Consider the following 26,434-nt stretch of genomic DNA (forward strand, 5'->3'; position numbering starts at 1 on the left):
ATCATGCATGAGGATGACTGTGAAAACCAAGAGATTGCAGGATACTGCCTTGGTAGGCAGGAGCGGTTTAAGGATAAGTGTTGCGGGAATGCCATCATTGAATCCCAGAATTTTGATTGGATAGTAGATTCTTTTCTCCTTAGTTAATTGAAATGACATTGGTGAATTATGGCTGAGTGGTTGCGGTGTGCAAGCACTGAATAATTTTGTCATACATATATTTACAGAACATTCCTAATAAAAACTTCTTGAATGTTGCACAATTCAGTATTATACTAACCAGTATTGTGTCAGAAAATCTGACGGAAATGTATATTAAACTCAATATTTTGCTATTTATCAGACTATTCCAATAGTTAGTGGAGGTTTTTTTGTGTCAAAGAAAGTACCAGGTTCATTTACGATCATCCTTGGTTTGATGCTCTTTGCTTTGTTTTTCGGAGCGGGGAATTTGATCTTCCCGCCGATGCTTGGGCAGCAAGCTGGTGAAAATATATGGATTGCCAATGCAGGGTTCCTTGTGACAGGCGTCGGCTTCCCGCTGATTGCAATCATCGCCTTCGTTTTTTCAGGCGAGAAGGATCTTATGTCCTTATCCAGCAGGGTGCACCCGGTATTCGGAATGGTTTATACGGTTATTCTGTATCTTGCAATCGGACCGTTTTTCGCGATACCGCGAGCAGGGAATGTATCATATGAAATAGGTTTGAAACCATTCTTGCCTTCTGAACCGGGACCGCTGCCACTCATCTTGTTCTCGCTCCTGTTCTTTGTGATCACTTGTCTATTGTCGCTGAATCCTTCCAAAATCATCGATGTCATCGGTAAGTTCCTGACACCGATCAAGCTGGCTTTTATCGGCTTGCTGGTGATCGTGGCGATTGCGTTCCCGATCGGGAAATTCCAGGCACCTCAAAGTGACTATACGGCACATGCTTTCTTTAAGGGTTTCCAGGAGGGCTATTTGACATTGGACGCGCTGGTTGCCTGTGTATTCGGGATCATCATCGTCAATGCCTTAAAGGATAAAGGAATCACAAACAAAGGCTCTGTCATGAAAGTTTGTTTGATGGCAACAGCGATTGCCGCAGTGGTACTGGCAGTGATTTATACAGCACTGTCCTTCATGGGAGCTTCAAGTGTGAGTGAGCTAGGCTATTTAAGCAATGGCGCCGAGATACTTGCCGAGGTTTCCGATCATTATTTTGGCTCATGGGGTATGATATTCCTGGGTTTGATGATTACAGTTGCCTGTCTTACTACAAGTGTCGGTCTGATTACATCTTGTTCGACATTCTTCCATGGACTGATGCCGCGTATTTCTTATAAAACCTTCGCGATTATATTGTCCATCTTCAGCGCTGTAGTTACCAACATAGGGCTTACTGAATTGATTTCCATTTCGGTTCCGGTTTTAATGGCTATTTATCCTATTACAATCAGTCTCATTTTCCTTACCTTCCTGCATCCGTTATTTGGCGGAAAACGGGAAGTGTATATCGGCAGTCTTGTACTGACTTTTTGTGTGAGTATCTTCGATGGCTTCAATGAGGCAGGTTTGGAAATAACGGCTGTAAACGATTTGTTCCATACAATCCTGCCTTTCTATGAAGTCGGTCTGGGTTGGATAGTTCCGTCAGTAGTTGGCGGTTTGCTTGGATTGCTTTTAGCCAAATCAAGAAGTAAAGAAATACCCTCCTGATTTAGGAGGGTATTTCTTTATGCAGCGCGTTTTCTCATCATGCTGCCTGCAATGAATAGGAGCACTGGGACAATAATAGTTGCAAGCGATAGAATCGCTGCGCTGTATAATGTCAGTGCTGCACTTCCTGGTCTTTTCGGAATGATCAGCAGGCTGATGAAAACGATGATGGCGATGATCCCGATATATGCAGTGGGAATGACAAAGAGTACTTGCAGGGAGGACATCGTTCCGGCAGCCATTTCTTCCAGGGATGAGGAAGGAGTTTCGCCGTCAGCAAGTGTTTTTTGATATTTGGGGTCATCTTCAAGAAATGCAGTCACAGCCTGTATCATGGATTGATTTTGCGGCAATGTGAGAGTGAACAGCAAACTGCCGAAAAACATGATGATCAATAAAAATAAGGACAGTATTGTTAAGATTTTAGGTGTTTTCATGGAATATCACCTCCTTTTTCCAGTGTAGGTTTAATGAACATGTCAGGGAATAGGACCGAAGGCGTATCTGTCATGTTATTGTCAAAAATAAGGAAGAAGAAGCCGGGGATATGTGGTATCATTAGCACGATTTAATTCGAATCGAGGCGAAAAGATTTGTCATGGGTATTCATAGTCTTATTGATAGTTGCCAGCCTGATTAAAATCATAGCTGCATCTGCACCAAGCGCAGTTGTTGAAAAAATTGGGAAAAGATTTCAGCTTCATCCGACATTATCTTATGATGTCACAGTGAAGCAGAATGGAAAAGTATTGTCTGAGGAAAAGCAGAGGGATATTGTGGACGAATTCAATCAAGCGAACTTCCTCGAAAAATATTACTATCCGCCAGCAGCTGAGGGGATACCTTTTGAGATTGACGTGAAAAACGAAAAATATCTCATCTATCCATACCCAGATCGGGTAGACGTTTTCAAACATACCAAAAAGAAGGTCTTCTCCTATAGTTTGCGCTCGCAGCCATTGCAAGACCAGGCTGTACACTGATGCGGTTTCCTTTATAATGGATAGAAACAGCAGACGGGAGAGTGAGCAGGATGAAGATCCGGGAATTGGCAGGGGATGCGGCGCTGATTGAAGCAGCGGCAATCTTTTATCAAGAAGCTTGGCAAGTAAGTGATGGCGATATTGCTCCCAGATTCGTTCGTCATAGTACATATCCTGGCTATCAGGGTCTTGTACAGCTGGACGAAAAAGGTCAATTGGTTGGTCTGGTATATGGTTATATTTCACGACCGGGACAATATTATCATGATCTGCTGCGGCCGGCACTGCAAGATATCAACAAGTTGAAATGGCTGGATGATTGCTTTGAAATCGTGGAGTTAGTCATCTCACCCTCCATGCGCGGAGTGGGGATCGGTGCGGCTCTGCTAGATCGGCTGCTGGATGGCGTCCCAAACCAAACAGCGGTCTTGACTGCCCGTGAAAATAATGGCGGAGCCATTCGCTTTTATGAACGAAACGGATGGGTATTGCTGGGAGATTCTTTTTATCCAAATGAAAAAGCATACCGTATATATGGGAAGAAGCTGAAATGAGTACGATTCACCACTGGTGGATCTATTTTTCTTTTTATCCTTCTAAACAATGCTGTAAAATTAACCGATGATTCTCATAAGAAGAGAAAGAGGGTGAGCCGATGTACCAGACAGATCAGAAGGACACAGTCATGTTTACCGAGCAGCTGGAGAAGTTATACGATAACATCAAAGCGGAGCAAATACGTGCTGCTGGAAAAATCCGCAATGAAATAGCTGAATTGGAAGCTTTTATCCGGGATGAAAAGCTGCTGGCAAGAAGTATGCTGTATGATGCACGTTTGGAGATGCTGAAGGGTGATCTGGATAAGGGCGAGAAGCTGCTTGAAGGGGCGGCGGAAGCATTTGTGCTCACCGACGGAAATCTATACTATTACCATTTCTTTAAGGGGCTGCTCCTGTACAGGCAGGGCAATCTTCAGGAAGCGATCGTCGAATATGAACGTGCAGAACCGTTTTTGACGGTACAAATCGATCAGCGGGAAGTGTCCGACTTCTATTATAAACTGGCCAATACGTATTATTATATGGGAATGACTGTTTTTTCCGTCTTGAATGCGGATAAAGCAATCGAAGCAGCTATGCGCCATAATCAGGAATTGCAGCTTGCAAAGTGCCGCCAGCTCCAAGGGCTGAATTATTTGGAAATGACAGATTTTCGCAAAGCGGAGGAATTATTCCTTTCTGCCCTGGAACACGGTGCCCCGGATTCTGAGTTGCGGCTTCCTTTGTATATCCATCATAATCTTGGTGTGCTGTATTTTAAGCAAAATCGGCTTGAAAAAGCGCTGGGGCATTTCGACCGCTCCATGCAGTATAAACATCCGGAATATTATTTGAAAAGCCTGTATCATGTTACGGAATGCCACTTCCTGTTAGGGAACAGGGAACAGGCGATGGAATATTTTGCGGAAGGCTTTGCACGAAGTAAAGAGCGTGATGAGGATACCTATAAGTGGATGTTTGCGATGCTGCATAAGCAATATATCGATAGATACAGCTTTGAAGGAGTCTGGCAGGAAGGAATCAAATACTTTCAATCCATTGAGGATGATTCCAATGTACGTTATTTTTCAGAGCAGCTTGCGAAGTATTATAAGGAAAACCAAGACTTCGAAAATGCATCAAAGTATTATCTTCTGACTTTAAAATAATGGATGCGGCCCTCAGGGTGCAGACAAAGGAGGTTGCTTCCAGCAAGCTCCTTTGGTTTTTCAGGATAGCTTCCAGGCTGGAATCAAACTATGAAACTGGAAGAAATAACTCATTGGTATGTGCAACAAGACGTAAAACGCCAATGTTGTGACATAAGTGAGGAACCATGTCGGAATGGGCACTTGCAGGAACAAATACAAAAGAAGCATCCCGACTGGAAATGGAACGAGCACAATCAGCCAAATCGGTGCACCAAGTGCCTCTGTCAATGCGCCGAGGGCAACGACGGAGACTCCGATGATCAATGCTTGCCAGATCGGCAGGCCATGCCGGAATAATAGGCCGCCGACGTAATAGGAAAGACCGGTTAATAGGACTGCTAAAATGAAATCCAGTAGATATTTCACGATGGATACCCCCTATCCATTACAATTATACGATTATATGACGGGAGCAGTATGAATATTTCGTAAAAAAAGACTGCCTGATAGGCAGTCTTGATCAGCTTGCATATTCTTCGATTCCTTCAGCGATCGAATTGGCAACTTTATTCTGATAGTCAGAGTCGTTCAGCAGTACAGCATCCTCTGGGTTGGAGATAAACCCTGTTTCTACCAGGACAGCTGGCATGGAGGTGTGACGCAGCACATAGAAATCCGCGCTGTGTGTGCCCCTGTTTTCATTATTTGTATTGGATACGAGTGCAGTCTGGATGCTGGAAGCCAGTTCTTTCCCGCTGCTGCTTGCACCATAGTAATAAGATTCCAAGCCCTTCGCCGAAGACGTTGCTGCGCTGTTGGCATGGACGCTTACAAATAAATCCGCCTTCCAACTATTTGATATGGTCGTGCGCTCCGATAAAGGAATAAAAATATCATCGCTGCGCGTCATCTTTACTTCGTATCCATGCTGGAGCAATCTTTGCTGCAGCTTCTCTGAAATGGACAGGGAAACCAATTTTTCCGTTGTATCATTGGCAGCTGCACCGGGATCCTTGCCGCCATGTCCGGGATCGATGACGATCCTGTGCACTTGCTGACTGCCGGCTGATTTGGATGGAGCGGCTTTTTCTTCATTTGCTGGTGTTACATAATCCAAGCTCAAGTATCCTGTCTGGCCTTGAATGGTAATCTGTCCCCAACCATCCCCCCTGTCGATGTACTCGAACTGGGTGCCCGCTTGGAATTTTCCGAGAATGGCAGCATCCGTCGATGGGGCAGCCCTGATATTCAGATTTGCAGTAGTCTGTCCTGTTTTCGAAACGCTTGCGTCTGCTTGGGTGGGAACAATCAATAGAATTGCAACGAGTATGAATAATAGAGGCAGTGCAACTTTAAGGCCGGTACGCATTGTGATTCTCCTTTGCGATATAATAGGATCAGTATGGTCAGCAATCAAGAGTTTTATAACAATAGATACAGAATGTAATAGATTCCCAGGAAGGATTGGAGGGAAGATGATGAAGTCGGAAAGGGAAAAGATGGTGGCAGGGAAGCTTTATCGCCCAGCAGATAAGGAATTGACGGATAGGCGGATGGAGATTCGGGAGTTGATCAGACAGTACAACGATACGACAAGCTATGAGCATGCGAAGCGCTCTGATTTATTACAGCTAATAGTAGGCTCTGCTGAAGGCAATGTCTACATCGAGCCGACTTTCCGTTGTGATTATGGCTACAATATTCATCTAGGGGAAAACTTTTATGCAAATTTTGATTGTGTCATGCTGGATATATGTGAAATTCGTATCGGAGATAATTGCATGCTTGCTCCAGGTGTACATATTTACACTGCGACACATCCGCTTCATCCGGCAGAGCGTAATTCGGGGTATGAATTTGGCAAACCGGTGACGATCGGGGATAATGTCTGGATTGGCGGACGGGCAGTCATCAATCCTGGTGTTACGATCGGCGATAACGCGGTCATTGGCTCGGGTGCAGTGGTCACAAAAGATGTCCCGGCAAATACAGTTGTCGGCGGCAACCCGGCAAAGGTCATCAAACAAATCGAGATATAGGGAGACCGGCTGGCTTGTCCGTGGTTATCGACTTTTATTGAATCATGATATAGTGAAAAAATTATTGATAGTGGAGCGGTTCTTATGCAGCGTGGTACATTTCAATTGATGAAAACGGTGAACAGGTCATTGATCCTTAATAAAATTCGCGTATCGGCACCGATATCGCGTGCTGATATCGCAAAAGAGACCGGTTTGACACCTCCGACCGTCAGTGTCATCGTCAAGGAATTGATCGAGCAGGGTCTGGTGGAGGAAAGGAAGCTCGGAACCTCCAGCGGCGGCCGGAAACCTACGATGCTTCATATCCGTACCGACGGATTATTCGTCATTGGCGTCGATGCGGGCCCCGGTACAGTCGACTGTATTTTGACAACTCTTACTGGAGAGATATTAGGGTATATATCTCATCCGCTTCATGTCCGGAAGAATAAGGATTTTTTGTATCAAGTGGAACAAACTATTCAACAATTGCTCGATGATCATGCCATGCAAAGAGAGCGAATCATCGGTATCGGGGTAGCGATGCATGGGGTTGTCGATGCAGGGAATGGCATTTCGCAAATTGCGCCTCTCCTGGGGCTGCGCCATATTCCGATCAAGCAGGAGCTCGAAGATAGATTCGGTATTCCGGTAAAGGTGGATAATGATGCACGGGCAATGGCACTTGGTGAAGCGTGGTTCGGCGGCTGCAATATGGAGGATAGCATCGTTGCTGTCAATGTGGGACGAGGGATCGGTGCAGGAATCATCATTCAAGGGAAGCTTTTCCATGGGGCTGCCGGATTGGCTGGGGAGCTGGGACATATGTCCATCGACCCAAACGGAGAGAAGTGTGCGTGCGGAAATCGCGGCTGCCTGCAGACCCTTGCGAGTGGACCATCGATTGCACGGATTGCAGGGCTGCCGGATGGAGAAGCGGTCTACAAGGCTGCACAGGCAGGTGAAGAAGCGGCCCGGATCGTTTTGGAGCAAGCGGGCCGGATGCTCGGAATCGGTCTGGTCAACCTTATACACCTATTGAATCCCGACCGGATCATTCTTGGGGGAGGAGTGATGGGAAGCGAGGCTTTTTTACTCCCGCCGCTTAAGGAGGAAATCATCAGTCGTGCCTTGACGGAAGAAGCGGCCCAGACTGAGATAATGGTAAGTAAACACGGAGTGTATGCGACGGCTTTAGGTGCAGCAGCATTACAATTGGCAGATCTTTTTATTCCAGTTTAAAAGGCACAGCTTGGGCTGTGCCTTTTACTTAGGCTTTGCATAAATGAGGTAGCGCTCAGTAGGAGAGCCCCAACCTGTGAAAGGATAACAGGTCATCAGGACCAGTGTTTCACTATCGCCGGGTGTGATGACATCCGTTTCGGATTCGTGGACGATATCATGTTTGTACATGTAATAAGTGAAAGTCCCCTGTCTGGTTTCGATGACTAATGCATCACCTTTTTTCAGCTCTCCTGCACGCCGGAAGGTGGAATCATTATGTCCGGCCAGAAATACTTGTCTGCCTTCTCCAGGTAAGCTGGAGCCTGGCTCATGACCGACTCCTGATTTTAGTTCTTGGGGATTTGTCCCCTCTGCAATAGAGACTTCGAGATCGATTGCCGGTATCCGGAGAACGCCGATGAGTTTACCTTCCGTAATTGGTTCCTCGTGGATTGCATCACCATTGGTATTTGCTTCCTCGGAAGAATCGGTAATCTCTGCAGGGTTCCCGCCCTCGCCATAATCGTTTTTCGCCTCGGCGAGCATAGTCTTGACCTCTTCCAGAAGTTCGTCGCTCTGTATGTTCATCCGATAGAATTGGAAGCCAGTCAAAATAAGTGCAATAGCCCCGGTCAATATAAAGGTATAGCCGATAAACTTCAGCAACCAACACACCTCCTAAGAGGGAATAAGCGACTGCTCTTGCCAATCAGTCAGATAGTATTGAGCATAAAGGCAATAAGCACTGATATTATGCTGCAGGTCATCGATGCGTACACGATAGCCATGTTGGCGATTGAAGAAACTGCCGACCACCGATCCGGGTTTTTCCATATACATGGCTATCTCGGGATAGAAGAAGCCAGCCCGATGCTGATCAGCGCGAGAGTGGATTGTATCCTCTAAATTCTTCAGATCAAACCCGCGTAAAAGATGATCCATATGTAATTGCTGCATGCGATCGATTAGCTGTCTCGCGCATATCAGGTCTTGCAAGTAGGTTGGTGATGGGAATGATTTCCCTTTCATGGCATCCAGCCGTTTCTGGATGCCATCCAGCTCGATATCGAAATATCGTCGATCAGGAATGATACCGGTCATTTCATAAACAGCATAGCTGAGCCAATGATTCAGGGCTGGCTGCGCTTTGCGATTGATGAAATGCTCAAATGCAAGCTTGCTCCCATCCAGCCATTTGGGCATATGATCTAATTGGAATAGGCGCAGCAAGGCGTAGGCAGCCTTGGCATCGTATCCAGCTGGGTGCTGCTTGGCAGTGATGTTCAGAAAGCTGCCGCTTTTGTTTTGTAACATCAGCAGGCCATTAGCCATCCTTTCTGCGAGTTCAAGATACTGCTCATCTCCAGTCAATGATTGGTAGTCGGCGATGGCTGTAATAGCTGCAGCTGTTGCACCGAGGGAAAACAGTTGATTTTGCGGATTCTTTTCGATAAGGACCGTTTCATGATCCTTCTCTGCTTTGAATGTCAACAGATAGTGCAAAGCAGCCTTCATCTTTAACAGCAGCTGGTAATCATATTGATGCAATGTACTTTTCCACCGATATCCCTCGGCAAGGGAGTGGATAGCATCGGCATGCCTAATGAGATTGTAAGATGTAATCGGCTTGGAGCCGACAGCATACATTCCATAGTCAAACTTCCCGTCGGGCTGTACCCGATTCTTAAGATGATTGGTGCTGCATTGAATCAGTGTATCGATATGACGATCAAGATGGCGGATGGGGCGTATGCTGCTTTTATGATGATTTTTCTGTAAACGGATGATTGTATTTGGTTCTATAAAAGCCGACACTGTGTCAAACAGGTAGACTGTTCTACCTTTATATTCTTTTAACTGAAAGGGACTGAGCGGACGGTTCCAGACTCGTTTAAAAAGATAAGTGTTCACCGCTATTTCATCCCAAAAATTGGAATTACTTTCTTCTTGTATGAATGAATTTCCGTTTATTTCCTGTTCAAGGAAGGCGAAAAGCTGATCCAGGTTCGGCAGTTCCGGAGACAGTTGTATCATCGCTGTCCACGGGGTTGATCACCGGTGCAGCAGGAGACTCGGTATCTGCGTTAGTAACTGTGATGGTTCCAGCTGCACTTCTGTTACCGGCAGCATCCGTAGCTGTAGCCGAAATGGTGCCGCCGGGCCGCTGCGGGGAAATGGCGGCAGACCAATTACCGTTGGCATCAGCTGTGGCAGTGACAGTGGAGCCATCTGGCAGTGTGATATTGATGCGGCTATTTGCTTCGGCAGTTCCGGAGACAGTTCTATCTTCACTATTGACAGCGTGGATAACTGGTGCTGCCGGCGGCTGTGTGTCGGATATTCCTGTTGTAATGGAGGCAAGGGCACCTCGGCTATTAAGCAAATCGATGGTTGTGATAAGGGAGTCTGTAGCCACAGCCCGAAAGTCCAAAGTACCATCTGGGGCATTCGGTAATTTTGTGATCCCTAAGTTTGCTAGATTGATACGGGCTGTGAAGGTAGTGGGGCTGGAGACAGAAAGCCCAAGTGTATGCCGAATACTTGTACCAATGGAATTGGTTGTCGTATTGACACTTATACGATCGCCCGTAACAGATCCGGTATTGTTCAAGGCGATGCCTCCTATACCGGCATAGGGTATGCTATAGCTGATGGTCGTTTGGTTTCGTATATTCGGGTTTTGCAGAATGCTCGCAAGTTCTTCGGGTAATTGGAAATTTGGAGAGTAGGTGCTTAATGCACCTATATTAGCCAGCTGATTTCCGCGAATCCTGAGGGTCAGAATACCGCCTTCATAACTTGCGCTTAGTGTCTGGTTGCCTAGTACAGCGATATTCGCTGCTTCAGCCGTATATTTACTGAGAGTCTTTTGCTCGGAATCATAGACATAGGGGGTCACCATAATCGCCGTTGCAGCAAGCAGGGCGGAGGAGCGCTTTGCCATTCGCAGCTTGTTTTTTCGCTGCATATTCTTTTTGTGATCATAGTTTCTTCTTTTTCTCATCCTTTGAAAACCTCTTTTCACAGGGAATTGGCTAAAGCAGAAAGGCTGACAACAAATTCTGAGTTTATATTTGGTCTCAAAACACGTCTTGCTATGTACGGAAGCAGCAGAATTTGTTATAAAATGTAACTTTTCTGTAATATTAAACGATACAATAAGCCTCCCTGGCTAAAATTTCAAAGGATACAACCTTGTTTTCCATAATTTGATAGATTAGTACTTAATGTGAAATACTTTATCTAGGATTTTTTTACTTTTATGGGATGGAGGCCAATGATTTTATGCTTATAAAGTTACGGGTATATTCACATAAAAAAACAGCCGGTCATATGACTGGCTGTCAGTTAGCTGATCAATCGGCGGAAAAGGAAAAGGAGGTTTCTTTCCTATATGTTTCGCCGGGCTTTAATTTGATACTTGGAAATCCGGTATGCTGCAAAGCAGCAGGGAAAGCTTGTGTTTCAAAACAAATCCCCAGATACTTTTCCGACTTGCGTTCCTTTAATTCAAGCTTATCGTCCAGGCCGTTTCCCGTATATAGAACAAGACCCGGCTGGTTCGAGTCGATGGTCATAAGTCTTCCGCTTTCCGGATCGTAAAGACCTGCCTTTGGCTTTTCCCCATCGGAGAATAAGAAATAATGATCGATACCTTCCCCGGCAATGCGAATCTGTTCATGTGGTGCGCTGAATACATCCTCCAATGGCTTGAAAGATTGTAAGTCGAAAGGCGTACCAGCAGTTTCAAGCCATCTGCCGGTAGCGATCAGTTCACTGTCCAACTCCGTAAACTTGTCGCTGTCGAGCCTTACTTGCTGCTTGGCAATGTTTCTTTTCAAGTTGCCGCTCAGATTGAAATACGTATGATTAGTCAGCGTGACTGGTGTTGTTTCATCACTTGTTGCTTCATAAAGGATCATCAGCCTGTCATCATCTGTAAGGGTATAAGTGACTGTCACCTGCAAATTCCCGGGATAGCCGCCTTCACCATCCGCACTCGTGTAAGAGAGCTGCAGACCGCTCGCTTGATTTTTTTCGAAGGGCTCCACCTTCCAAAGGACTTGATGAAAGCCGCTGGGCCCGCCATGAAGATGATGCTTGCCTTCGTTTGCGTCCAGCTGATATGTCTTGCCGTTCCATTCAAATCGGGAATTCTGTATCCGTCCTGCCACCCGGCCGATGATAGCCCCGAAGTAATTGGGATTATCTTCATAATTCCCCAGATCACGATATCCGAGCACGATATTTTCCAGCTTCCCATCCTTGTCGGGGACTTCCAAGGAAGTGATGATGCCCCCGAAATTCAGCACTTCCATTTTCATGCCATTTTTGTTGGTCACCGAAAATAATTCCCATCCATTCTGCAGCGAATTCTTTTTTATCATGAAGGCACCACTTTCTGATTTAGTTTTGTAATAAAGCGCTGGAAGGCGGCATCATCCTTGAAGACACCGGCATCTTCCAATACACGGACAAATTTTCTGCCGAGCTCTTTTTGGACGACTTCTTCCGCATATTGTTTATTATGCAAAATTCCGTGTGTCTTACGCAGCTCTTGGGCCCATTGCTCGTGTGCGGGATCTACCTCATCTGCTTCTCCCGCAAGGTATTTGCCGATCGCCTCCAGCTCCGCTTTAAGGCGCGGCGGAAGCACTGCCAGCCCCATTACTTCGATCAGTCCGATGTTCTCTTTCTTGATATGATGCACATCTGCATGCGGGTGGAAAATACCTAATGGATGAGTGGCTGATGTCCGGTTATTGCGGAGGACCAAATCCATCTCATATTGTTGATCTCGCATCCTGGCAATCGGAGTGATTGTATTATGGGGCGTATCCTCTGTATGCGATAAAATAAGCGCATCCTCATCATCGTAATCACGCCAAAATGCCAGGATACTGTCCGCAGCGTCGATCAATTTCTGTTTGTCGCTTGACTGGAGCCGAATGACTGCCATCGGCCATTTGAGTACGGCAGCTCTCACATCAGGGTGTGCTTGAATAGGGAAAGTGTACCGTTCCTTGGCATTCGTCATGGCAAAGGTATAACGCCCTGCTTGATAATGATCGTGGGAGAGGATGGAGCCGCCTACAATCGGTAAATCGGCATTCGATCCGATAAAGTAGTGGGGGAACTTATCCACGAATTCAAGCAGCCGGCAGAAAGTATCCGTATTTATTTTCATTTCCCTATGTTCTTCCGAGAGAACGATGCTGTGTTCATCGTAATAAACATAAGGCGAGTATTGGAACAGCCATTTTTCATCTCCCAGCGACATCTCGATGACGCGGTGATTCGATCGAGCTGGGTAGCCGATCCTGCCGGCATAGCCCTCATTTTCTTTGCAGAGTACACATGCGGGATAGGAAGCATCCTGCTTGGATAAACGCTCCCGCTTGATTTGTTCCGGATCCTTCTCGGGTTTGGACAAGTTGATGGTGATGTCCATCTCGCCATATTCCGTATGTGTCTTGTATGATATGTTCTTTTTGATCCGATTCAATTGAATATAGTTGCTGTTCTTGCTCAGGCTGTAGAAGTAGTCCGTCGCCTGCTCAGGTGATTGCCTATAGTAGCTGTCGAATAAGGTTTGGACAGTGGAAGGGCGCGGCATGAAGCAATCCATGATGGAAGCTGCAAGCATCTCCTTCTCATCCAGGATATGGTCGATGATCCCTTCCTTCACTGCATAATCGATGATCCTCTCCAACAGATCCGGTACCGAACCGGAGCTCGTCAAAATCTTATGTTGCGGATACGTTGTCATCTTCAGCAAATGCATCACTTGATTGCGCACATAGATGATGTCGCGCTCTTTGATTAAACCTTCCTTGCATGTCAATTCCAATAAAGCTTCGATATCCGAATAAATCATATGAACACTTCCTTTATGCTAATTCCTTTGCGCCATCGCCGATGGTTGCGGTATAGAAGGTTGCCTCATATCCGATTTCATTTTTATAATGCTCCTGGATGCTTTTCTTCACATCATCCACTCTATCCTTTTCCACAAGGGCAATGGCACATCCGCCGAATCCTGCTCCTGTCATCCGCGCCCCGAGGACTGCCTCATGCGCCCAGGCCGACTCCACGATAGTATCGAGTTCCTTTCCGGTTACTTCATAATCATCCCGCAATGATCGATGCGAATCATTCATCAATTCCCCGAATGCAGCCAAGTCATGCTTTTGAAGACTTTTCAAGGCTTCCATCGTCCGGCTGTTCTCGTACACAGCATGACGTGCGCGTTTGAGATGGATGGGATCCTTGATTAATCTGCAGTACTGTTCGAAGGCATGCGGTGTGAGTTCCCCAAGGCTGTCAATCTGCAATTCTTGCTGCAGATCCCTCAGGGCTGCTTCACATTCCGAACGGCGTTCATTATATTTGGAGCCGGCCAATGTACGCTGCTTATTCGTATTGGCAATCAAGATGACATGCTCGGACAGATCGATGGGAGCATGCTCATAATGCAATGTGCTGCAGTCCAGCAGGATGGCGTGTCCTTGCTTGCTCATCCCCACGGAAAATTGATCCATGATACCGCTGTTGACGCCGATATATTCGTTTTCCACACGTTGCCCCAGGTGAACGAGCCGAACCCTATCCATCCCAAGATCATACATTCGATCTGCTAATACACCGGTGACCAGCTCGATGGAAGCGGAAGAGGAAAGACCGGCGCCGTTCGGTATATCACCATAGAAAAGGATATCCATTCCGGAAGTTATTTTCCCGGCGGCCTGCTGCAGATAAAGCAGTACACCTTTCGGATAATTCGCCCAATCATCTTCCGCCCGGTAGATGAGATCATCTAAAGATCGTTCTATGATACCGCTTTCAGAGAAGTTCATGCTATAAAATCTAAGTAAGTTATCCGTACGTTTTGCCGCTAAAGCATAGGTGCCGTAGGAGATGGCTGCTGGAAATACATGGCCGCCGTTATAATCGGTGTGCTCGCCTATCAGATTGATCCTGCCAGGTGCAAAGAATTGCCGCGGTGTTTTGGTGGTTTGAAAGATTTCTTGGAATGAAGCCGTCAAATTCGGGACAGTCGTCATCATGAAGCCTCCTCGTCATACTTTATTAATTTAATTAACTAAGTTACGGATAGTTTACTATATGCGTGCAAGAGGTGCAAGGAATACTTGTTTCGGGGCAGGAGAATGTATCGAGATGGCGTACTAATAGATTGGAAGCGCTTACCTTAATTTGGAAGGGGTACAGACATGACGCAAATAAAACCAGTACTGAGAGCACCATTCTTATTGCATGGCGGTGACTATAACCCAGATCAGTGGCTGAAATATCCCGATGTCCTGAAAGAGGATATGGAGCTGATGCAATTGGCACACACAAATACTTTCTCGGTTGGTATCTTTGCTTGGAGTGCATTGGAACCGGAGGAAGGTGTGTACGAGTTCAAATGGCTGGATAAGATCTTCGATGATATCCACTCTTTCGGAGGGAAAGTGATTTTAGCTACACCAAGCGGTGCACGTCCTGCCTGGATGTCCAAAAAATATCCGGATGTCCTGCGGGTGAATGCCGCGAGGATCAAGCAGCTGCACGGGGGCAGGCATAACCATTGTTTCAGTTCGCCGACATACTTGGAGAAGACCCGGAACATCAATCGCAAACTGGCGGAAAGATATGGGGAGCATCCAGCTTTGCTGCTGTGGCATATATCCAATGAATACAGCGGCGATTGTCATTGCGAACGCTGCCAGACTGCTTTTCGGAAATGGCTTGAAGAGCGCTATGACGGAGATCTGGAAGCCTTGAATGATGCGTGGTGGGGACCATTTTGGAGTCATACGCTCACGGACTGGGAGCAGGTGGAATCCCCTTCTCCATATGGGGAGGATGGCGTCCATGGGCTGCGCTTGGATTGGCGGCGGTTCGTGACGGATCAGACTGTCAGGTTCTTGGAAAATGAATTGCTCCCCATCCGGGAAATCACGCCGGATATTCCTGTAACAACGAATTTCATGGCTGATACACCAGATTTGATACCATTCCGGGGATTGAATTACAATCGACTAGCCAAAAAAATCGATATCATCAGCTGGGATGCTTATCCAACTTGGCATAATGACTGGGAAACAACAGCGGAGCTGGCTATGAAGGTGGGCTTCATAGATGATCTATATCGGACGATGAAGGATCAGCCATTCCTCCTGATGGAAAATACGCCCAGTATGGTCAATTGGCATTCTGTGAATAAAGCGAAGCGTCCTGGCATGCATATACTGGCATCCATGCAAATGCTGGCCCATGGATCGGATAGTATCCTCTATTTCCAATGGCGTAAATCCCGAGGTTCCACAGAAAAGTTTCATGGGGCTGTCGTCGATCATGACCGATCACCGGAGAATCGCGTATTCAAAGAAGTGGCTGCATTGGGAAGGAAAATGGAAAAATTAGCTGCCCTGAAGGGAGCGCATCGAAAAGCGGAAACAGCATTGCTTTATGATTGGGAAAATGATTGGGCGTTAGAGGATGCTCAAGGATACGGCCTGGATACCAAGCAGTACATTCAGACAATGCATGCTCATTATCGGCCGTTTTGGAAGCGTGATATACCAGTGGATGTCATCATGAAAGATCATGACTTCTCCCGATATAAGCTGCTGGTCGTCCCGATGCTTTATATGATGGATGATCAGACAGCAGAAAAGCTTGAAGTATTTGTGAAAAATGGCGGTAAGCTCGTCATGACGTATATCAGCGGTGTTGTAAATGAGCACGATTTGGTGCATAAGGGAGCCTGGCATGAAAAACTTGCAGATGTTTTTGGCATACATCCATTGGAAACGGACACCCTTTATCCACGTGACCGCAATGAAGTGACGTATGAAGGGAAGCATTATGAATTGAAGGATTACGCCACGATCCTCGAACTTTCCGGAGCCGCAGCAATCGGTACCTATGCAGAAGATTTCTATGCAGGAACCCCGGCTGTCACGGAGCATGCATATGGAAAAGGCGTCGCTTATTACATCGGCGGAAGATTGGAGGATGCTTTCCAAGAGGACTTTTATGGACGATTGCTGAGTGAGGGACGCATCTTTCCGCCAGTCGGTATTGCAAAGCAGGACGGGGTTTCCATCCAGGTGCGGTCCAATGCGGAATCCTTGTTTGTGTTTGTTTTGAATTTCAATGAAGGAGAAAAAGACATAGAGCTGGATCAGGTGTATGAGGATGTATTGGATGGAGGACACCTTTCAGGGGGAATCCGGTTGAATCCTTATGAGGTGAAGGTGCTTCGTCTCCATAAGCGATAGCGTTTGCGGAGGGAGCGCGGCTTTCGGTTCACGTTTCATCACATTGCCGATGTGGAAAGGTACTGTATCAATCATAATGCAAAGGAGACATTTTCATGGAACCGAAAGATATGATGAACGGAAAGACCAGTAAACACCAGCAGGATCGCCAGCCGGGTATGGAAGCCGAGATGGAGCCGCTGCCGCATCAGCCGCTTGACTATAAAGGTGTTGGCAGGCTGGAAGGGAAAGCTGCGCTTATTACAGGCGGGGACTCTGGTATCGGCCGTGCTGTCGCGATCCTTTATGCCAAGGAAGGCGCAGATGTCGCGATTTCCTATCTGGATGAAACGGAGGATGCCGAAGAAACCAAACGCCTTGTGGAAGCGGAAGGCAAACGCTGCTTGCTGCTTCCAGGCGATATCAAGGATGAGGAGCATTGCATCAGCTTGGTCGAGAAAACAGTGGAGGAGTTCGGCAAAATCAACATCCTTGTCAATAACGCAGCCATCCAATATGTACGGGAAGATGTTCTGGAGATTTCGTCCGAACAGTTCGAGGAAGTATTCCGTGTCAACTTCTTCTCCCAATTCTATCTGACGAAAGCAGCTGTGCGTCACATGAAAGCCGGAGATTCGATCATCAGCACGTCTTCCATCAATGCTTACCGAGGCAACCCGATGTTCATGGATTATTCCGCGACAAAAGGCGCCATCACGGCTTGGACGCGCAGTATCGCCCAAAGTCTTATCAAAAAAGGAATCCGTGCCAATTCCGTCGCTCCAGGCCCGGTCTGGACGCCGCTCATCCCGGCCACCATCGGCGAGGATAAAATTGAACAGTTCGGTCAGGACAGCCTGATGGGACGCCCGGGGCAGCCTTCCGAGCATGCTTGGCCATATGTGATGCTTGCATCGGATGAAGCCTCTTATATGACCGGTCAAGCCATCCATATCAATGGAGGATCCTATACTTCCTCCTGATGGATGAAGCCCCGTCCGCTGGATGGGGTCTTCGTTTTGTCTTCCAAGGGGCATATCCATGACCAATTCGATAAAAGGATTACGGGATCGATTGCCAGCTTTCATCCGGAATGAAGAGATATATTGCAGCAAACAGGCTAGCCATGCTTCAGCTTGAGGGCTGTCCTGTAAGGTTATGGCCTGAAAAAATCTTGGCGTGAAATTTCATATAAGCGGTATGCTTTGTTTAAAAAGAGCCCAGGGCTCTTTTTTTATTCTGACAATTAAATTGGATGTTGGAGAAGGGAAGATCACTAGGGATAAGGTCCCTTTTTTTATGCTGTATTTTATTGTAAGACTGACAGCGTTCAGTTTGGTTCATTACTTGTCTTTTATCACTATTTTTTCGGTCATTTCCGATACATAAAAAGATATTTGAACTTTTGTCTATTTGTAATACAATTAAACAAACGGAATTGATAACGCTTACTTGAGGAGGTACGCAATGGGACAATCAAAAGGAATAGCTAAAGGCATTCTCGGTTTTCCAGTAGCACCATTCACCGACAATGGAAGACTCGATGAGCAAGCATTATTCGAGAATGTACATTTTCTCGTGGAGGAAGGTCTGGATGCCATTTATATTGCTTGCGGATCAGGTGAGTTCCAATCCTTGGAGAAAGCCGAGTACGAACTGATGCTGGATACGGCTATGGAAGCGGCAGCAGGCAAAGTGCCGATTTATACAGGAGTTGGCGGGAATCTGCGGACGGCTATCGATCTTGCTTCTGTATCTGCCGAGAAAGGTGCAGCGGGTTATTTGCTGCTGCCGCCTTATCTGATTCATGGAGAGCAGGAAGGGCTTTATGAATATGCGAAAGAAATATTTGACAGTGCCCCGACATTGGATGCGATTCTTTATCAAAGGGATAATGCAGTTTATTCCATCGACACTGTAAGGCGGCTGACGGGCTACCCTCAATTGAAGGGCATAAAGGATGGAGTAGGGGATATGGACTTGAATATTTGCCTGACGCAGGAATTCAAAGGGAGATTGGATTTCCTGAATGGTATGCCGATGGCGGAAGTGACAATGCCTGCGTATCTGCCGCTCGGAATCAAGACATATTCCTCGGCCATCTCGAATTACATCCCGCATATCTCCCGTATGTATTATGAGGCGCTGCTGGCTGGGGACCAGGATACGTTGGATGATTTATATGCCGATGTCATCTTGCCGATCAACAGCATACGCAAACAGCGCAAAGGCTATGCAGTTTCTTTGATCAAGGCAGGCATGGAGATCATCGGCTTGCAGACAAGAGGATATGTGCGCCCTCCAGTCGTACCTGTTACAAAGGAACATTACAACGAAATGGAAAAGATTCTGATGAAAGCGTTGGAAAAATATCCGCGCAAGGAGAAAATCACAGAGATGAAGGAGAGCTAATACATGGCGACAAATATAACAACGAATGTATATCGTAACTTTATCAATGGTGAATGGCAGGAATCGGCATCAGCAGAACAGATCACCGTCATCAATCCCGCAGATACAAGCAATCCTGTCGGCCGTATTCAGAGCTCCGCAAAAGCTGATTTGGAAGCAGCGGTGGAAGCGGCGGATGCAGCAAGGAAGGAATGGAGAAGCCTGTCAGGCGCAGCAAGAGGCGATTTTCTTTATCGGGCGGCGGCAGTATTGGAAGAACGAGCTGAAGAAATTGCAGAAACGGCAACAAAAGAGATGGGAAAGACATTGCCGGAAGCTCGCGGTGAAACGCAGCGGGGAATTGCCATCCTGAAATATTATGCAGGGGAAGGGATGCGGAAGACTGGTGATGTCATTCCATCGACAGATTCGAGTGCCTTCATGTATACGACTCGAGTTCCTTTGGGGGTCGTCGGTGTCATTGCGCCTTGGAACTTCCCGGTTGCAATTCCGATTTGGAAGATGGCTCCTGCGCTTGTTTATGGTAATACGGTTGTATTCAAGCCGGCATCCGAGACAGCGATCACGGCCATCAAAATAATCGAATGCTTTGAAGCAGCCGGTTTCCCGAAAGGCGTCATCAATCTGGTTACCGGTGCGGGATCTGTCATCGGGAAAGGATTGGCTGAGCATCCGAAGGTACATGGCATTACATTTACTGGTTCAAATCATGTCGGTAAAGGTATCGGGTTGACAGCGTTGGGGCGAGGTGCCAAGTATCAGCTCGAGATGGGCGGGAAAAACCCAGTCATCATTGCTGCCGATGCAGATATCGAGCAGGCGGTGGATGCCACGATCAGCGGTGCTTTCCGTTCCACAGGGCAAAAATGTACGGCAACAAGCAGGGTCATCGTTGAAGCGCCGATATATGATGCATTCCGGGATAGGCTGCTTGAGAAGACAAAGGAAATCACCATCGGGAACAGCCTCGAGCAGGATGTGTGGCTCGGACCGATCGCAAGCGAAGCCCAGCTGCAAAACTGCCTTCATTATATTCAAAAAGGGATGGACGAAGGTGCGAAGCTTATCCTTGGCGGAGAACGGCTGACAGATGGGGATTACGCAAAAGGCTATTACGTCCAGCCGACCATTTTTGAAGACGTAACCAATGATATGGTGATTGCCCAGGAGGAAATTTTCGGCCCTGTCATCGCCTTGATCAAAGTGGATTCCGAGGAACAGGCGATAGCTATAGCGAATGATGTCAAGTTTGGGCTGAGTGCCTCCATTTTCACAAAGAATATCGGGCGTTTCCTGCAGTTTGCAGAGGATATCGAAGCGGGTCTTGTCCGTGTGAATGCCGAAAGTGCGGGCGTGGAGCTGCAAGCTCCATTTGGCGGGATGAAGCAGTCCAGCTCTCATTCCAGGGAACAGGGAGAGGCAGCAAAGGAATTCTTTACGAGCATCAAGACTGTTTTTGTCAAAGGCTAAAGGGCTGCATGCTGCCCTTTTCCTGTACCCACTATTGACAACGCTTACAATAAAGCGGCGGAGGAATGAACGATATGGATAAAATCAGAGATAACCTGCACGATGTTCAGATGAAAAGAACGAAGGTTCGTTGGTTTGTCGTTTTAATGTTGTTCCTGGTCACGTCTGTCAACTACGCTGACCGAGCTACGATAAGCATTGCAGGCGATGCCCTGCAGTCGGATCTTGGCCTGGATGCAGTCAGTATGGGATATGTATTCTCCGCATTCGGCTGGGCTTATGTAATCGGGCAGATACCTGGAGGGATATTGCTCGATAAGTTCGGATCCAAGCTTATTATCGGAATGAGTATATTGTTCTGGTCGATATTCACATTGCTGCAGGGTACAATCGGATTCTTTGCGGGCGGAACGGCAATCATCATCCTGTTTGCACTCCGTTTCCTGGTCGGGTTCTCCGAAGCGCCATCTTTTCCGGGAAACAGCCGGGTAGTGGCAGCATGGTTCCCGAGCAAGGAGCGCGGGACGGCATCGGCCATCTTCAACTCCGCGCAGTATTTTGCCTTGGTCATCTTCTCCCCATTGATGGGCTGGCTGACATATAGATTCGGCTGGGAATCCGTCTTTTACGTAATGGGAGCCATCGGGATTGCCTTGGCAATTGTCTGGCTGAAGGTCATCCGAAATCCACGCGAGCACCCAAGGGCCAATCAGGCGGAAATAGACTATATCGAAGCTGGCGGCGGCGTAATCGATATGGATCAAAAGAAGGAAGATACAGATTCGAAGGAGAAACAATCCCAGTGGCCATTCATTAAACAATTGCTGCAGAAACGGATGCTGATCGGCATTTACATTGCGCAATATTGTATAACGACACTGACTTATTTCTTTTTGACTTGGTTCCCTGTCTATCTGGTCCAAGGGCGCGGCATGTCCATACTGGAGGCTGGGTTCATTGCATCCCTGCCGGCGATATGCGGTTTTCTGGGAGGTATCCTTGGCGGGATGTTCTCGGATTTCCTTCTCCGTAAGAAGTTTTCCCTGACCATCGCACGCAAAACACCGATCATCATTGGAATGCTGCTTTCCTGCAGCATGATCATCTGTAACTATGTGGATGCTGAATGGCTTGTCGTCGTCATCATGTCGCTTGCTTTCTTCGGCAAAGGCTTTGGGGCATTGGGCTGGGCAGTCGTATCCGATACATCCCCGAAGCAGACTGCAGGTGTCAGTGGCGGGTTATTCAATACATTTGGAAACATCGCTTCGATCACGACGCCGATCATCATCGGCTACATCGTCAATGCGACAGGTTCTTTCAACGGTGCACTTGTCTTTGTCGGTGCCAATGCGCTTATTGCCATACTGAGTTATTTATTCATCGTTGGAAAGATCGAACGCGTGGAGTTGAAAGCGCCAACAAAATAAATCGGAAGGGGATTGCAAGATGAATCAAATGACAGCGAATATAAGTGCTGAAAGGTCCCATAATGTACCATCCGTTACGGAGATGCAAGTGATTCCGGTTGCCGGCCGTGACAGCATGCTGCTCAATCTGAGCGGTGCGCATGGTCCGTACTTTACACGTAATATCGTCATCCTTAAGGATACAATGGGTGCTGTCGGGGCCGGGGAGGTACCAGGAGGGGAAAAGATCCGACAGACGCTTGAACAAGCGAAATCATTGGTTATAGGCGAGTCGATTGCCTCTTATCAAGCCATCCTTAATCAAGTGAGACAGCAATTCGGCCATCAGGATGCAGGCGGCCGGGGTGAGCAGACCTTCGATTTGCGTACAACGATCCATGCTGTGACAGCACTGGAGGCGGCACTTCTTGACTTGCTCGGCAAGTTCCTGCAAGTTCCGGTGGCTGCGCTGTTAGGGGAAGGACAGCAGCGAAGTGAAGTGGATGTGCTCGGCTATTTGTTCTACATCGGCGATCGCAAGCAGACGGACTTGGCTTACAAGGAAGAGCCGGATGCCAAATGGGATTGGTTCCGTTTGCGGAATGAAGAAGCGCTGACGCCGGAAGCGGTTGTGCGTCTGGCTGAGGCAGCATATGAGAAGTATGGATTCCGGGACTTCAAGCTAAAGGGCGGCGTCTTGGCTGGTGAAGAAGAAATCCAGGCAATCGAGGCGCTGGCAAAAAGATTCCCGGAAGCCCGGATCACGCTCGATCCCAATGGTGCGTGGTCCCTGGATGAAGCCATTGGTCTTTGCAAAGGTAAGCATGGCATCCTGGCATATGCAGAGGATCCGTGCGGAGCAGAGAATGGTTATTCCTCCAGGGAAATCATGGCGGAGTTCCGGAGAGCCACCGGGCTCCCGACGGCGACGAATATGATTGCGACGGACTGGCGCCAGATGGGGCATGCCATCCAGGCGCAGGCAATTGATATTCCGCTTGCCGATCCGCACTTCTGGACGATGCAGGGCTCTGTGCGAGTTGCGCAAATATGTCATGAATGGGGACTCACTTGGGGATCGCATTCCAATAACCATTTTGACATTTCGCTGGCTATGTTCACCCATGTTGCAGCAGCAGCCCCAGGAAATATCACCGCTATCGATACGCATTGGATTTGGCAGGATGGACAGAGACTGACGAAGGAACCATACGAGATAGCCGAAGGGAAGCTGGGCGTGCCGGATAAGCCTGGACTTGGTATCGAGATCGATATGCCAGAAGTGGAAAAGGCGCATGAGCTCTATAAATCGATGGGGCTTGGTGCTCGGGACGATGCTATCGCAATGCAATATTTGATCCGGAATTGGAAATTCGATAATAAGAAGCCTTGCCTTGTACGATGAAGGAGCATGGAGCCGTCTTTTTAGCTGGGCGGCTCTTTTGCATGCGTTTGTAATTTCGTTCCATTCCCAGTATCATAGGTTTATAACATATTAAAGGTGTTGGACATGATGGAGAGAGACCCATTGCAAATGAATCTGGAGCACGTTAACAGAAAAACATTATCCAAGCAAGTGGTGGAACGGATTCTGCATCTGCTATCAAGCGGTCAGCTGAAGCCAGGGGATAAGCTGCCTACAGAAGCGGAATTCATCACGATCCTCGGGGTCAGCAGGACTGTTTTGCGTGAAGCCTTGAGTGCATTGGAAACACTCGGCATCATTACGCGCAAGACACGGGAAGGCACCTACTTCAACCTGAAAGTCGGTGCGGCACCTTTTTCTGATATGCTTAACCTGGCAAGCGACAATATCCAGGCGATCATCGAAGCGAGAATCGTCTTGGAACTTGGACTGGTCACAATCGCAACGGAAAAGATCACGGATGAACAGCTGGAAGAACTGTATGAAACGATTGTGGAAATCGAAGAATCAGAGGACGATAATTATGGTCAAGCTGATAAACGATTCCACCGGATCATAGCCTTGAGTGCCAATAATTTGATACTTGATGGCATGATTCATTCCTTGCTTCTTTATCATGCGAAAATCAATAACCATATCATTGTCAGGGAAAAAGATAAGACGGTAGCATATCATAAACGCATTTATGAGGCACTGAAGGAAAGGGATGCCTATAAAGCGTACACAGCAATGTATGATCATCTGCGCTTTGTCCAGAAGAAGATCCTGGAGGGACAGCAGGAAAAACAAGGTGAATGAAGAAGCAGCGGTTCCGCAGCCGCTGCTTCTTTATTTATTCGTCATCGGATTCTTCCTCATTCAATTCAAACAGGTGATCTAAGTATGGCTCCAGCTCGAAGGAATCTTCCTCGGCATATGTGGTGAAAATGTCTCTTGTGAGTGAACTCATGATTGGGATCCTCCTTGTGATTGAGTTGGTAGTTATAAGATACCCAGCCTGACAATCTGTCAATCATGCAAATTTTGGAGTGGCGGAATTTTGACGCTGAGGAACTAGACAGCATATCGCTCCAAGAATGACCGGACTGAATGAATTTTTGCCATGCACGGGAGAGGAACATTTTGCTGATTCAGCTGCCGGATAGAGGACTTTGATGCATGAAACAGCGGGTTTGCACTGGCCGCATTCATATCAAATCAGATTGAATGATCTCAATCAGTGCAGGGAAGTTTAAATTGCAGTAAAATAGTGGAACAATGAATGGGAATGGAAAAGGGGGATGGAAAATGGGGTTGAATCCCAAAATACAAGCATTTTTAAAAGAAGTGAATGCGAATCCGATACCAATTGAATCGGTTTCGCCGGAACAGTTTCGAAGCCAAGCCAGGATGCAGGAGGATGGGCCTAAACAGGAAGTGGCTGAAGTGGAAGATAGCAAAATCGAGTTGAGCGATCGGACATTGCCGATCCGTATCTATCGTTCTGATGATAAGAAGCAGCCTGCACTTGTCTTTTATCATGGCGGCGGCTGGGTTGTCGGAAGCATCGAGTCGCATGATGCCACTTGTCGTGAGATTGCCAATCTGGCAGATTGTACGGTCATCTCGGTAGATTACCGGCTGGCACCTGAATATAAATTCCCGGCTGCGGTAGAGGATGCCTATGATGCCTTTCAATGGGTCAGGGCCAATGCAGAGGATTTAAGAATCGAACAGGATAAAATTGCTGTGGGAGGAGATAGTGCCGGAGGAAATCTTGCTACGGTCGTATGTCTGCTGGCAGAAGAACGAAGCGGCCATAAACCTATATTCCAATTGCTCTTATATCCATCTACGGGTTATATCGGGGAGGAGCCGGCTTCTTTGCGAGAAAACGCGGAAGGCTATTTATTGACCAAACGTTTGATGAATTGGTTCCGCAGCCATTATTACCGGACAGAAGAAGATCGTCTAAACCCGCATGCATCGCCGATTCGTTCCGGGCTGCTAAAAACATTGCCGCCTGCAGCGATTTTGACAGCGGAATATGATCCGCTGCGGGATGAAGCGCAGCATTATGCTGCCAAACTGCAGCAGGAAGGTGTCGATGTGTTTGCAAAGAATTATGATGGATTGATCCATGGCTTTGCTGGCTTTACCGCTTATGTGGAGGAAGCGCATCAAGCCCTGGCTGAGGGGGCAGCTCAGCTGAAGCAAGCTTTGTATAAATGATTGCCCACTTCGATGCAGGGAGTGTTCTTGAGTTATCACCGTCAGCTTGATTGCTGACGGTTTATCTTTTAAGTGAGTCTGGCTATACCGACATTCACAAGTTGCAGTCAGGAAAAAGAGGATAGGGGATGGAATATGAAAAAGACCATATTGATTGTAATCGCCATCCTGGTGCTCATACCTTCTGGAATTTGGAGTTACATAACAATCAGGAAACAAAGTGCCAAAGAGGCAGTCCATGAATATCTGCTGGAAAAGGGGACGGAAGAAAGCGACATTGTCAGTCTGGAACCTTTCATCGCGAATTTGAGAGGTAACGGGAATTATATGGTTGCCGTCAGATTGAAAGATGATAGGAAAGTCTATTACTATTACAAAAACGGGGATGAGGTGAAATTTGAATCATCAACCATCAGTCAACTGAATTAAAACAGCAGGTTTAAGAAGTGCCGATTCAAACGGCTGCGCATTCCATCTGCTACATAAGCCAGCAGTAAGCATATCCATCACATTTTGATGAATATGCATTGAAAGCGTTGACAATAATCCGCTTACATGATAAATTGAGTTTGTAAGATAACAAAACAGCATACAACTATCCTTTAGGATTGTTACTG

24 protein-coding genes are annotated in these 26,434 nt (G+C 47.1%); 15 read left to right on the forward strand and 9 right to left on the reverse strand.

All coding sequences use genetic code 11. The annotated features are described in order from the left end of the window. Nucleotides 1-373 precede the first annotated feature (373 nt). Nucleotides 374-1,702, forward strand: coding sequence for a branched-chain amino acid transport system II carrier protein (gene brnQ, locus MHI54_RS10505; protein ID WP_340081441.1), 1,329 nt, complete (start codon nucleotides 374-376; stop codon nucleotides 1,700-1,702). A gap of 17 nt (nucleotides 1,703-1,719) precedes the next feature. Here the strand turns inward: brnQ and MHI54_RS10510 are convergent, their stop codons facing one another. After that, a complete protein-coding gene (locus MHI54_RS10510; RefSeq protein WP_095214459.1) occupies nucleotides 1,720-2,139 on the reverse strand; it encodes a DUF4064 domain-containing protein in 420 nt (139 codons plus the stop codon). Between the two features lie 156 nt (nucleotides 2,140-2,295). Between MHI54_RS10510 and MHI54_RS10515 the strand changes: the two genes are divergently transcribed. The 3 genes from MHI54_RS10515 to MHI54_RS10525 all read left to right on the forward strand — a co-directional run bounded on the left by MHI54_RS10515 (nucleotide 2,296) and on the right by MHI54_RS10525 (nucleotide 4,393). Continuing rightward, entirely contained in the window at nucleotides 2,296-2,685 is a 390-nt protein-coding gene (locus MHI54_RS10515) for a YfmQ family protein (protein ID WP_095214458.1), read from the forward strand. A gap of 50 nt (nucleotides 2,686-2,735) precedes the next feature. Then, nucleotides 2,736-3,239: a GNAT family N-acetyltransferase gene (locus tag MHI54_RS10520; protein WP_340081442.1), complete on the forward strand. Its 504-nt coding sequence runs from the start codon at nucleotides 2,736-2,738 to the stop codon at nucleotides 3,237-3,239. Between the two features lie 101 nt (nucleotides 3,240-3,340). Next, nucleotides 3,341-4,393 carry a tetratricopeptide repeat protein gene (locus tag MHI54_RS10525; RefSeq protein WP_340081443.1) on the forward strand — a complete coding sequence of 351 codons (1,053 nt, stop codon included), beginning with the start codon at nucleotides 3,341-3,343 and terminating at the stop codon, nucleotides 4,391-4,393. A 60-nt stretch (nucleotides 4,394-4,453) separates the two neighbouring features. On the opposite strand, the gene MHI54_RS10530 is transcribed toward MHI54_RS10525, so the two are convergent. Continuing rightward, nucleotides 4,454-4,801: a hypothetical protein gene (locus tag MHI54_RS10530; protein WP_095214455.1), complete on the reverse strand. Its 348-nt coding sequence runs from the start codon at nucleotides 4,799-4,801 to the stop codon at nucleotides 4,454-4,456. Between the two features lie 94 nt (nucleotides 4,802-4,895). Then, nucleotides 4,896-5,744, reverse strand: coding sequence for an N-acetylmuramoyl-L-alanine amidase (locus MHI54_RS10535; protein WP_340081444.1), 849 nt, complete (start codon nucleotides 5,742-5,744; stop codon nucleotides 4,896-4,898). A gap of 109 nt (nucleotides 5,745-5,853) precedes the next feature. On the opposite strand from MHI54_RS10535, the gene maa reads away from it, so the two are divergent. Then, nucleotides 5,854-6,414 (forward strand): maltose O-acetyltransferase, encoded by a 561-nt coding sequence (maa, locus tag MHI54_RS10540; RefSeq protein ID WP_340082944.1) that lies wholly within the window; start codon nucleotides 5,854-5,856, stop codon nucleotides 6,412-6,414. 84 nt (nucleotides 6,415-6,498) lie between these two features. After that, on the forward strand, nucleotides 6,499-7,638 hold the full coding sequence (locus MHI54_RS10545; RefSeq protein ID WP_095214452.1) for an ROK family transcriptional regulator: 1,140 nt from the start codon (nucleotides 6,499-6,501) through the stop codon (nucleotides 7,636-7,638). Nucleotides 7,639-7,662: 24 nt separating this feature from the next. Here the strand turns inward: MHI54_RS10545 and MHI54_RS10550 are convergent, their stop codons facing one another. The 6 genes from MHI54_RS10550 to MHI54_RS10575 all read right to left on the reverse strand — a co-directional run bounded on the left by MHI54_RS10550 (nucleotide 7,663) and on the right by MHI54_RS10575 (nucleotide 14,684). Beyond that, the gene (locus tag MHI54_RS10550) at nucleotides 7,663-8,286 is read right to left on the reverse strand and encodes a class D sortase (protein WP_095214451.1); all 624 of its coding nucleotides are present in this window, start codon (nucleotides 8,284-8,286) and stop codon (nucleotides 7,663-7,665) included. 12 nt (nucleotides 8,287-8,298) lie between these two features. Then, nucleotides 8,299-9,654, reverse strand: a complete 1,356-nt coding sequence (locus MHI54_RS10555; RefSeq protein WP_095214450.1) for a hypothetical protein — start codon at nucleotides 9,652-9,654, stop codon at nucleotides 8,299-8,301. Further along, nucleotides 9,599-10,624: an Ig-like domain-containing protein gene (locus MHI54_RS10560; protein ID WP_095214449.1), complete on the reverse strand. Its 1,026-nt coding sequence runs from the start codon at nucleotides 10,622-10,624 to the stop codon at nucleotides 9,599-9,601. The genes MHI54_RS10555 and MHI54_RS10560 overlap by 56 nt, the downstream gene beginning before the upstream one ends. 352 nt (nucleotides 10,625-10,976) lie before the next feature. Then, nucleotides 10,977-12,008 carry an aldose epimerase family protein gene (locus MHI54_RS10565; protein WP_095214448.1) on the reverse strand — a complete coding sequence of 344 codons (1,032 nt, stop codon included), beginning with the start codon at nucleotides 12,006-12,008 and terminating at the stop codon, nucleotides 10,977-10,979. Next, entirely contained in the window at nucleotides 12,005-13,498 is a 1,494-nt protein-coding gene (gene galT, locus MHI54_RS10570; protein WP_340081445.1) for a UDP-glucose--hexose-1-phosphate uridylyltransferase, read from the reverse strand. Before galT ends, MHI54_RS10565 begins: the two co-directional genes overlap by 4 nt. 13 nt (nucleotides 13,499-13,511) lie before the next feature. Further along, nucleotides 13,512-14,684, reverse strand: coding sequence for a galactokinase (locus MHI54_RS10575; protein WP_095214446.1), 1,173 nt, complete (start codon nucleotides 14,682-14,684; stop codon nucleotides 13,512-13,514). A 168-nt stretch (nucleotides 14,685-14,852) separates the two neighbouring features. On the opposite strand from MHI54_RS10575, the gene MHI54_RS10580 reads away from it, so the two are divergent. From MHI54_RS10580 to MHI54_RS10620, 9 genes are all read left to right on the forward strand, one after another. Continuing rightward, nucleotides 14,853-16,910 carry a beta-galactosidase gene (locus tag MHI54_RS10580; protein WP_095214445.1) on the forward strand — a complete coding sequence of 686 codons (2,058 nt, stop codon included), beginning with the start codon at nucleotides 14,853-14,855 and terminating at the stop codon, nucleotides 16,908-16,910. A 95-nt stretch (nucleotides 16,911-17,005) separates the two neighbouring features. Next, entirely contained in the window at nucleotides 17,006-17,872 is an 867-nt protein-coding gene (locus MHI54_RS10585; RefSeq protein ID WP_340081446.1) for an SDR family oxidoreductase, read from the forward strand. A 484-nt stretch (nucleotides 17,873-18,356) separates the two neighbouring features. Then, nucleotides 18,357-19,301 (forward strand): 5-dehydro-4-deoxyglucarate dehydratase, encoded by a 945-nt coding sequence (gene kdgD / locus MHI54_RS10590; RefSeq protein ID WP_095214443.1) that lies wholly within the window; start codon nucleotides 18,357-18,359, stop codon nucleotides 19,299-19,301. A 3-nt stretch (nucleotides 19,302-19,304) separates the two neighbouring features. Beyond that, complete coding sequence (gene gucD, locus MHI54_RS10595; protein ID WP_095214442.1) at nucleotides 19,305-20,771, forward strand: alpha-ketoglutaric semialdehyde dehydrogenase GucD; 1,467 nt, start codon at nucleotides 19,305-19,307, stop codon at nucleotides 20,769-20,771. A 110-nt stretch (nucleotides 20,772-20,881) separates the two neighbouring features. Further along, nucleotides 20,882-22,201 (forward strand): MFS transporter, encoded by a 1,320-nt coding sequence (locus tag MHI54_RS10600; RefSeq protein WP_095214462.1) that lies wholly within the window; start codon nucleotides 20,882-20,884, stop codon nucleotides 22,199-22,201. A 19-nt stretch (nucleotides 22,202-22,220) separates the two neighbouring features. Further along, entirely contained in the window at nucleotides 22,221-23,585 is a 1,365-nt protein-coding gene (gene gudD, locus MHI54_RS10605; protein ID WP_340081447.1) for a glucarate dehydratase, read from the forward strand. A 108-nt stretch (nucleotides 23,586-23,693) separates the two neighbouring features. Beyond that, nucleotides 23,694-24,404 (forward strand): FadR/GntR family transcriptional regulator, encoded by a 711-nt coding sequence (locus MHI54_RS10610; protein ID WP_233134763.1) that lies wholly within the window; start codon nucleotides 23,694-23,696, stop codon nucleotides 24,402-24,404. Between the two features lie 489 nt (nucleotides 24,405-24,893). Beyond that, nucleotides 24,894-25,817 (forward strand): alpha/beta hydrolase, encoded by a 924-nt coding sequence (locus MHI54_RS10615; protein ID WP_095214439.1) that lies wholly within the window; start codon nucleotides 24,894-24,896, stop codon nucleotides 25,815-25,817. Between the two features lie 135 nt (nucleotides 25,818-25,952). After that, entirely contained in the window at nucleotides 25,953-26,246 is a 294-nt protein-coding gene (locus MHI54_RS10620; RefSeq protein ID WP_095214438.1) for a DUF3139 domain-containing protein, read from the forward strand. Nucleotides 26,247-26,434: the final 188 nt, after the last annotated feature.

Source organism: Terribacillus sp. FSL K6-0262 (genome assembly GCF_037977385.1).
Taxonomy (GTDB): Bacteria; Bacillota; Bacilli; order Bacillales; family Amphibacillaceae; genus Terribacillus.

Bases quoted from the DNA above. Each gene is read 5' to 3' on its own strand.
- MHI54_RS10510 (WP_095214459.1), bottom strand. From the start codon at position 2,139: ATGAAAACACCTAAAATCTTAACAATACTGTCCTTATTTTTATTGATC.
- MHI54_RS10520 (WP_340081442.1), top strand. From the start codon at position 2,736: ATGAAGATCCGGGAATTGGCAGGGGATGCGGCGCTGATTGAAGCAGCG.
- MHI54_RS10525 (WP_340081443.1), top strand. From the start codon at position 3,341: ATGTACCAGACAGATCAGAAGGACACAGTCATGTTTACCGAGCAGCTG.
- MHI54_RS10535 (WP_340081444.1), bottom strand. From the start codon at position 5,744: ATGCGTACCGGCCTTAAAGTTGCACTGCCTCTATTATTCATACTCGTT.
- maa (WP_340082944.1), top strand. From the start codon at position 5,854: ATGAAGTCGGAAAGGGAAAAGATGGTGGCAGGGAAGCTTTATCGCCCA.
- MHI54_RS10545 (WP_095214452.1), top strand. From the start codon at position 6,499: ATGCAGCGTGGTACATTTCAATTGATGAAAACGGTGAACAGGTCATTG.
- MHI54_RS10555 (WP_095214450.1), bottom strand. From the start codon at position 9,654: ATGATACAACTGTCTCCGGAACTGCCGAACCTGGATCAGCTTTTCGCC.
- MHI54_RS10560 (WP_095214449.1), bottom strand. From the start codon at position 10,624: ATGAGAAAAAGAAGAAACTATGATCACAAAAAGAATATGCAGCGAAAA.
- MHI54_RS10565 (WP_095214448.1), bottom strand. From the start codon at position 12,008: ATGATAAAAAAGAATTCGCTGCAGAATGGATGGGAATTATTTTCGGTG.
- galT (WP_340081445.1), bottom strand. From the start codon at position 13,498: ATGATTTATTCGGATATCGAAGCTTTATTGGAATTGACATGCAAGGAA.
- MHI54_RS10575 (WP_095214446.1), bottom strand. From the start codon at position 14,684: ATGACGACTGTCCCGAATTTGACGGCTTCATTCCAAGAAATCTTTCAA.
- MHI54_RS10580 (WP_095214445.1), top strand. From the start codon at position 14,853: ATGACGCAAATAAAACCAGTACTGAGAGCACCATTCTTATTGCATGGC.
- MHI54_RS10585 (WP_340081446.1), top strand. From the start codon at position 17,006: ATGGAACCGAAAGATATGATGAACGGAAAGACCAGTAAACACCAGCAG.
- kdgD (WP_095214443.1), top strand. From the start codon at position 18,357: ATGGGACAATCAAAAGGAATAGCTAAAGGCATTCTCGGTTTTCCAGTA.
- gucD (WP_095214442.1), top strand. From the start codon at position 19,305: ATGGCGACAAATATAACAACGAATGTATATCGTAACTTTATCAATGGT.
- MHI54_RS10600 (WP_095214462.1), top strand. From the start codon at position 20,882: ATGAAAAGAACGAAGGTTCGTTGGTTTGTCGTTTTAATGTTGTTCCTG.
- gudD (WP_340081447.1), top strand. From the start codon at position 22,221: ATGAATCAAATGACAGCGAATATAAGTGCTGAAAGGTCCCATAATGTA.
- MHI54_RS10610 (WP_233134763.1), top strand. From the start codon at position 23,694: ATGGAGAGAGACCCATTGCAAATGAATCTGGAGCACGTTAACAGAAAA.
- MHI54_RS10615 (WP_095214439.1), top strand. From the start codon at position 24,894: ATGGGGTTGAATCCCAAAATACAAGCATTTTTAAAAGAAGTGAATGCG.
- MHI54_RS10620 (WP_095214438.1), top strand. From the start codon at position 25,953: ATGAAAAAGACCATATTGATTGTAATCGCCATCCTGGTGCTCATACCT.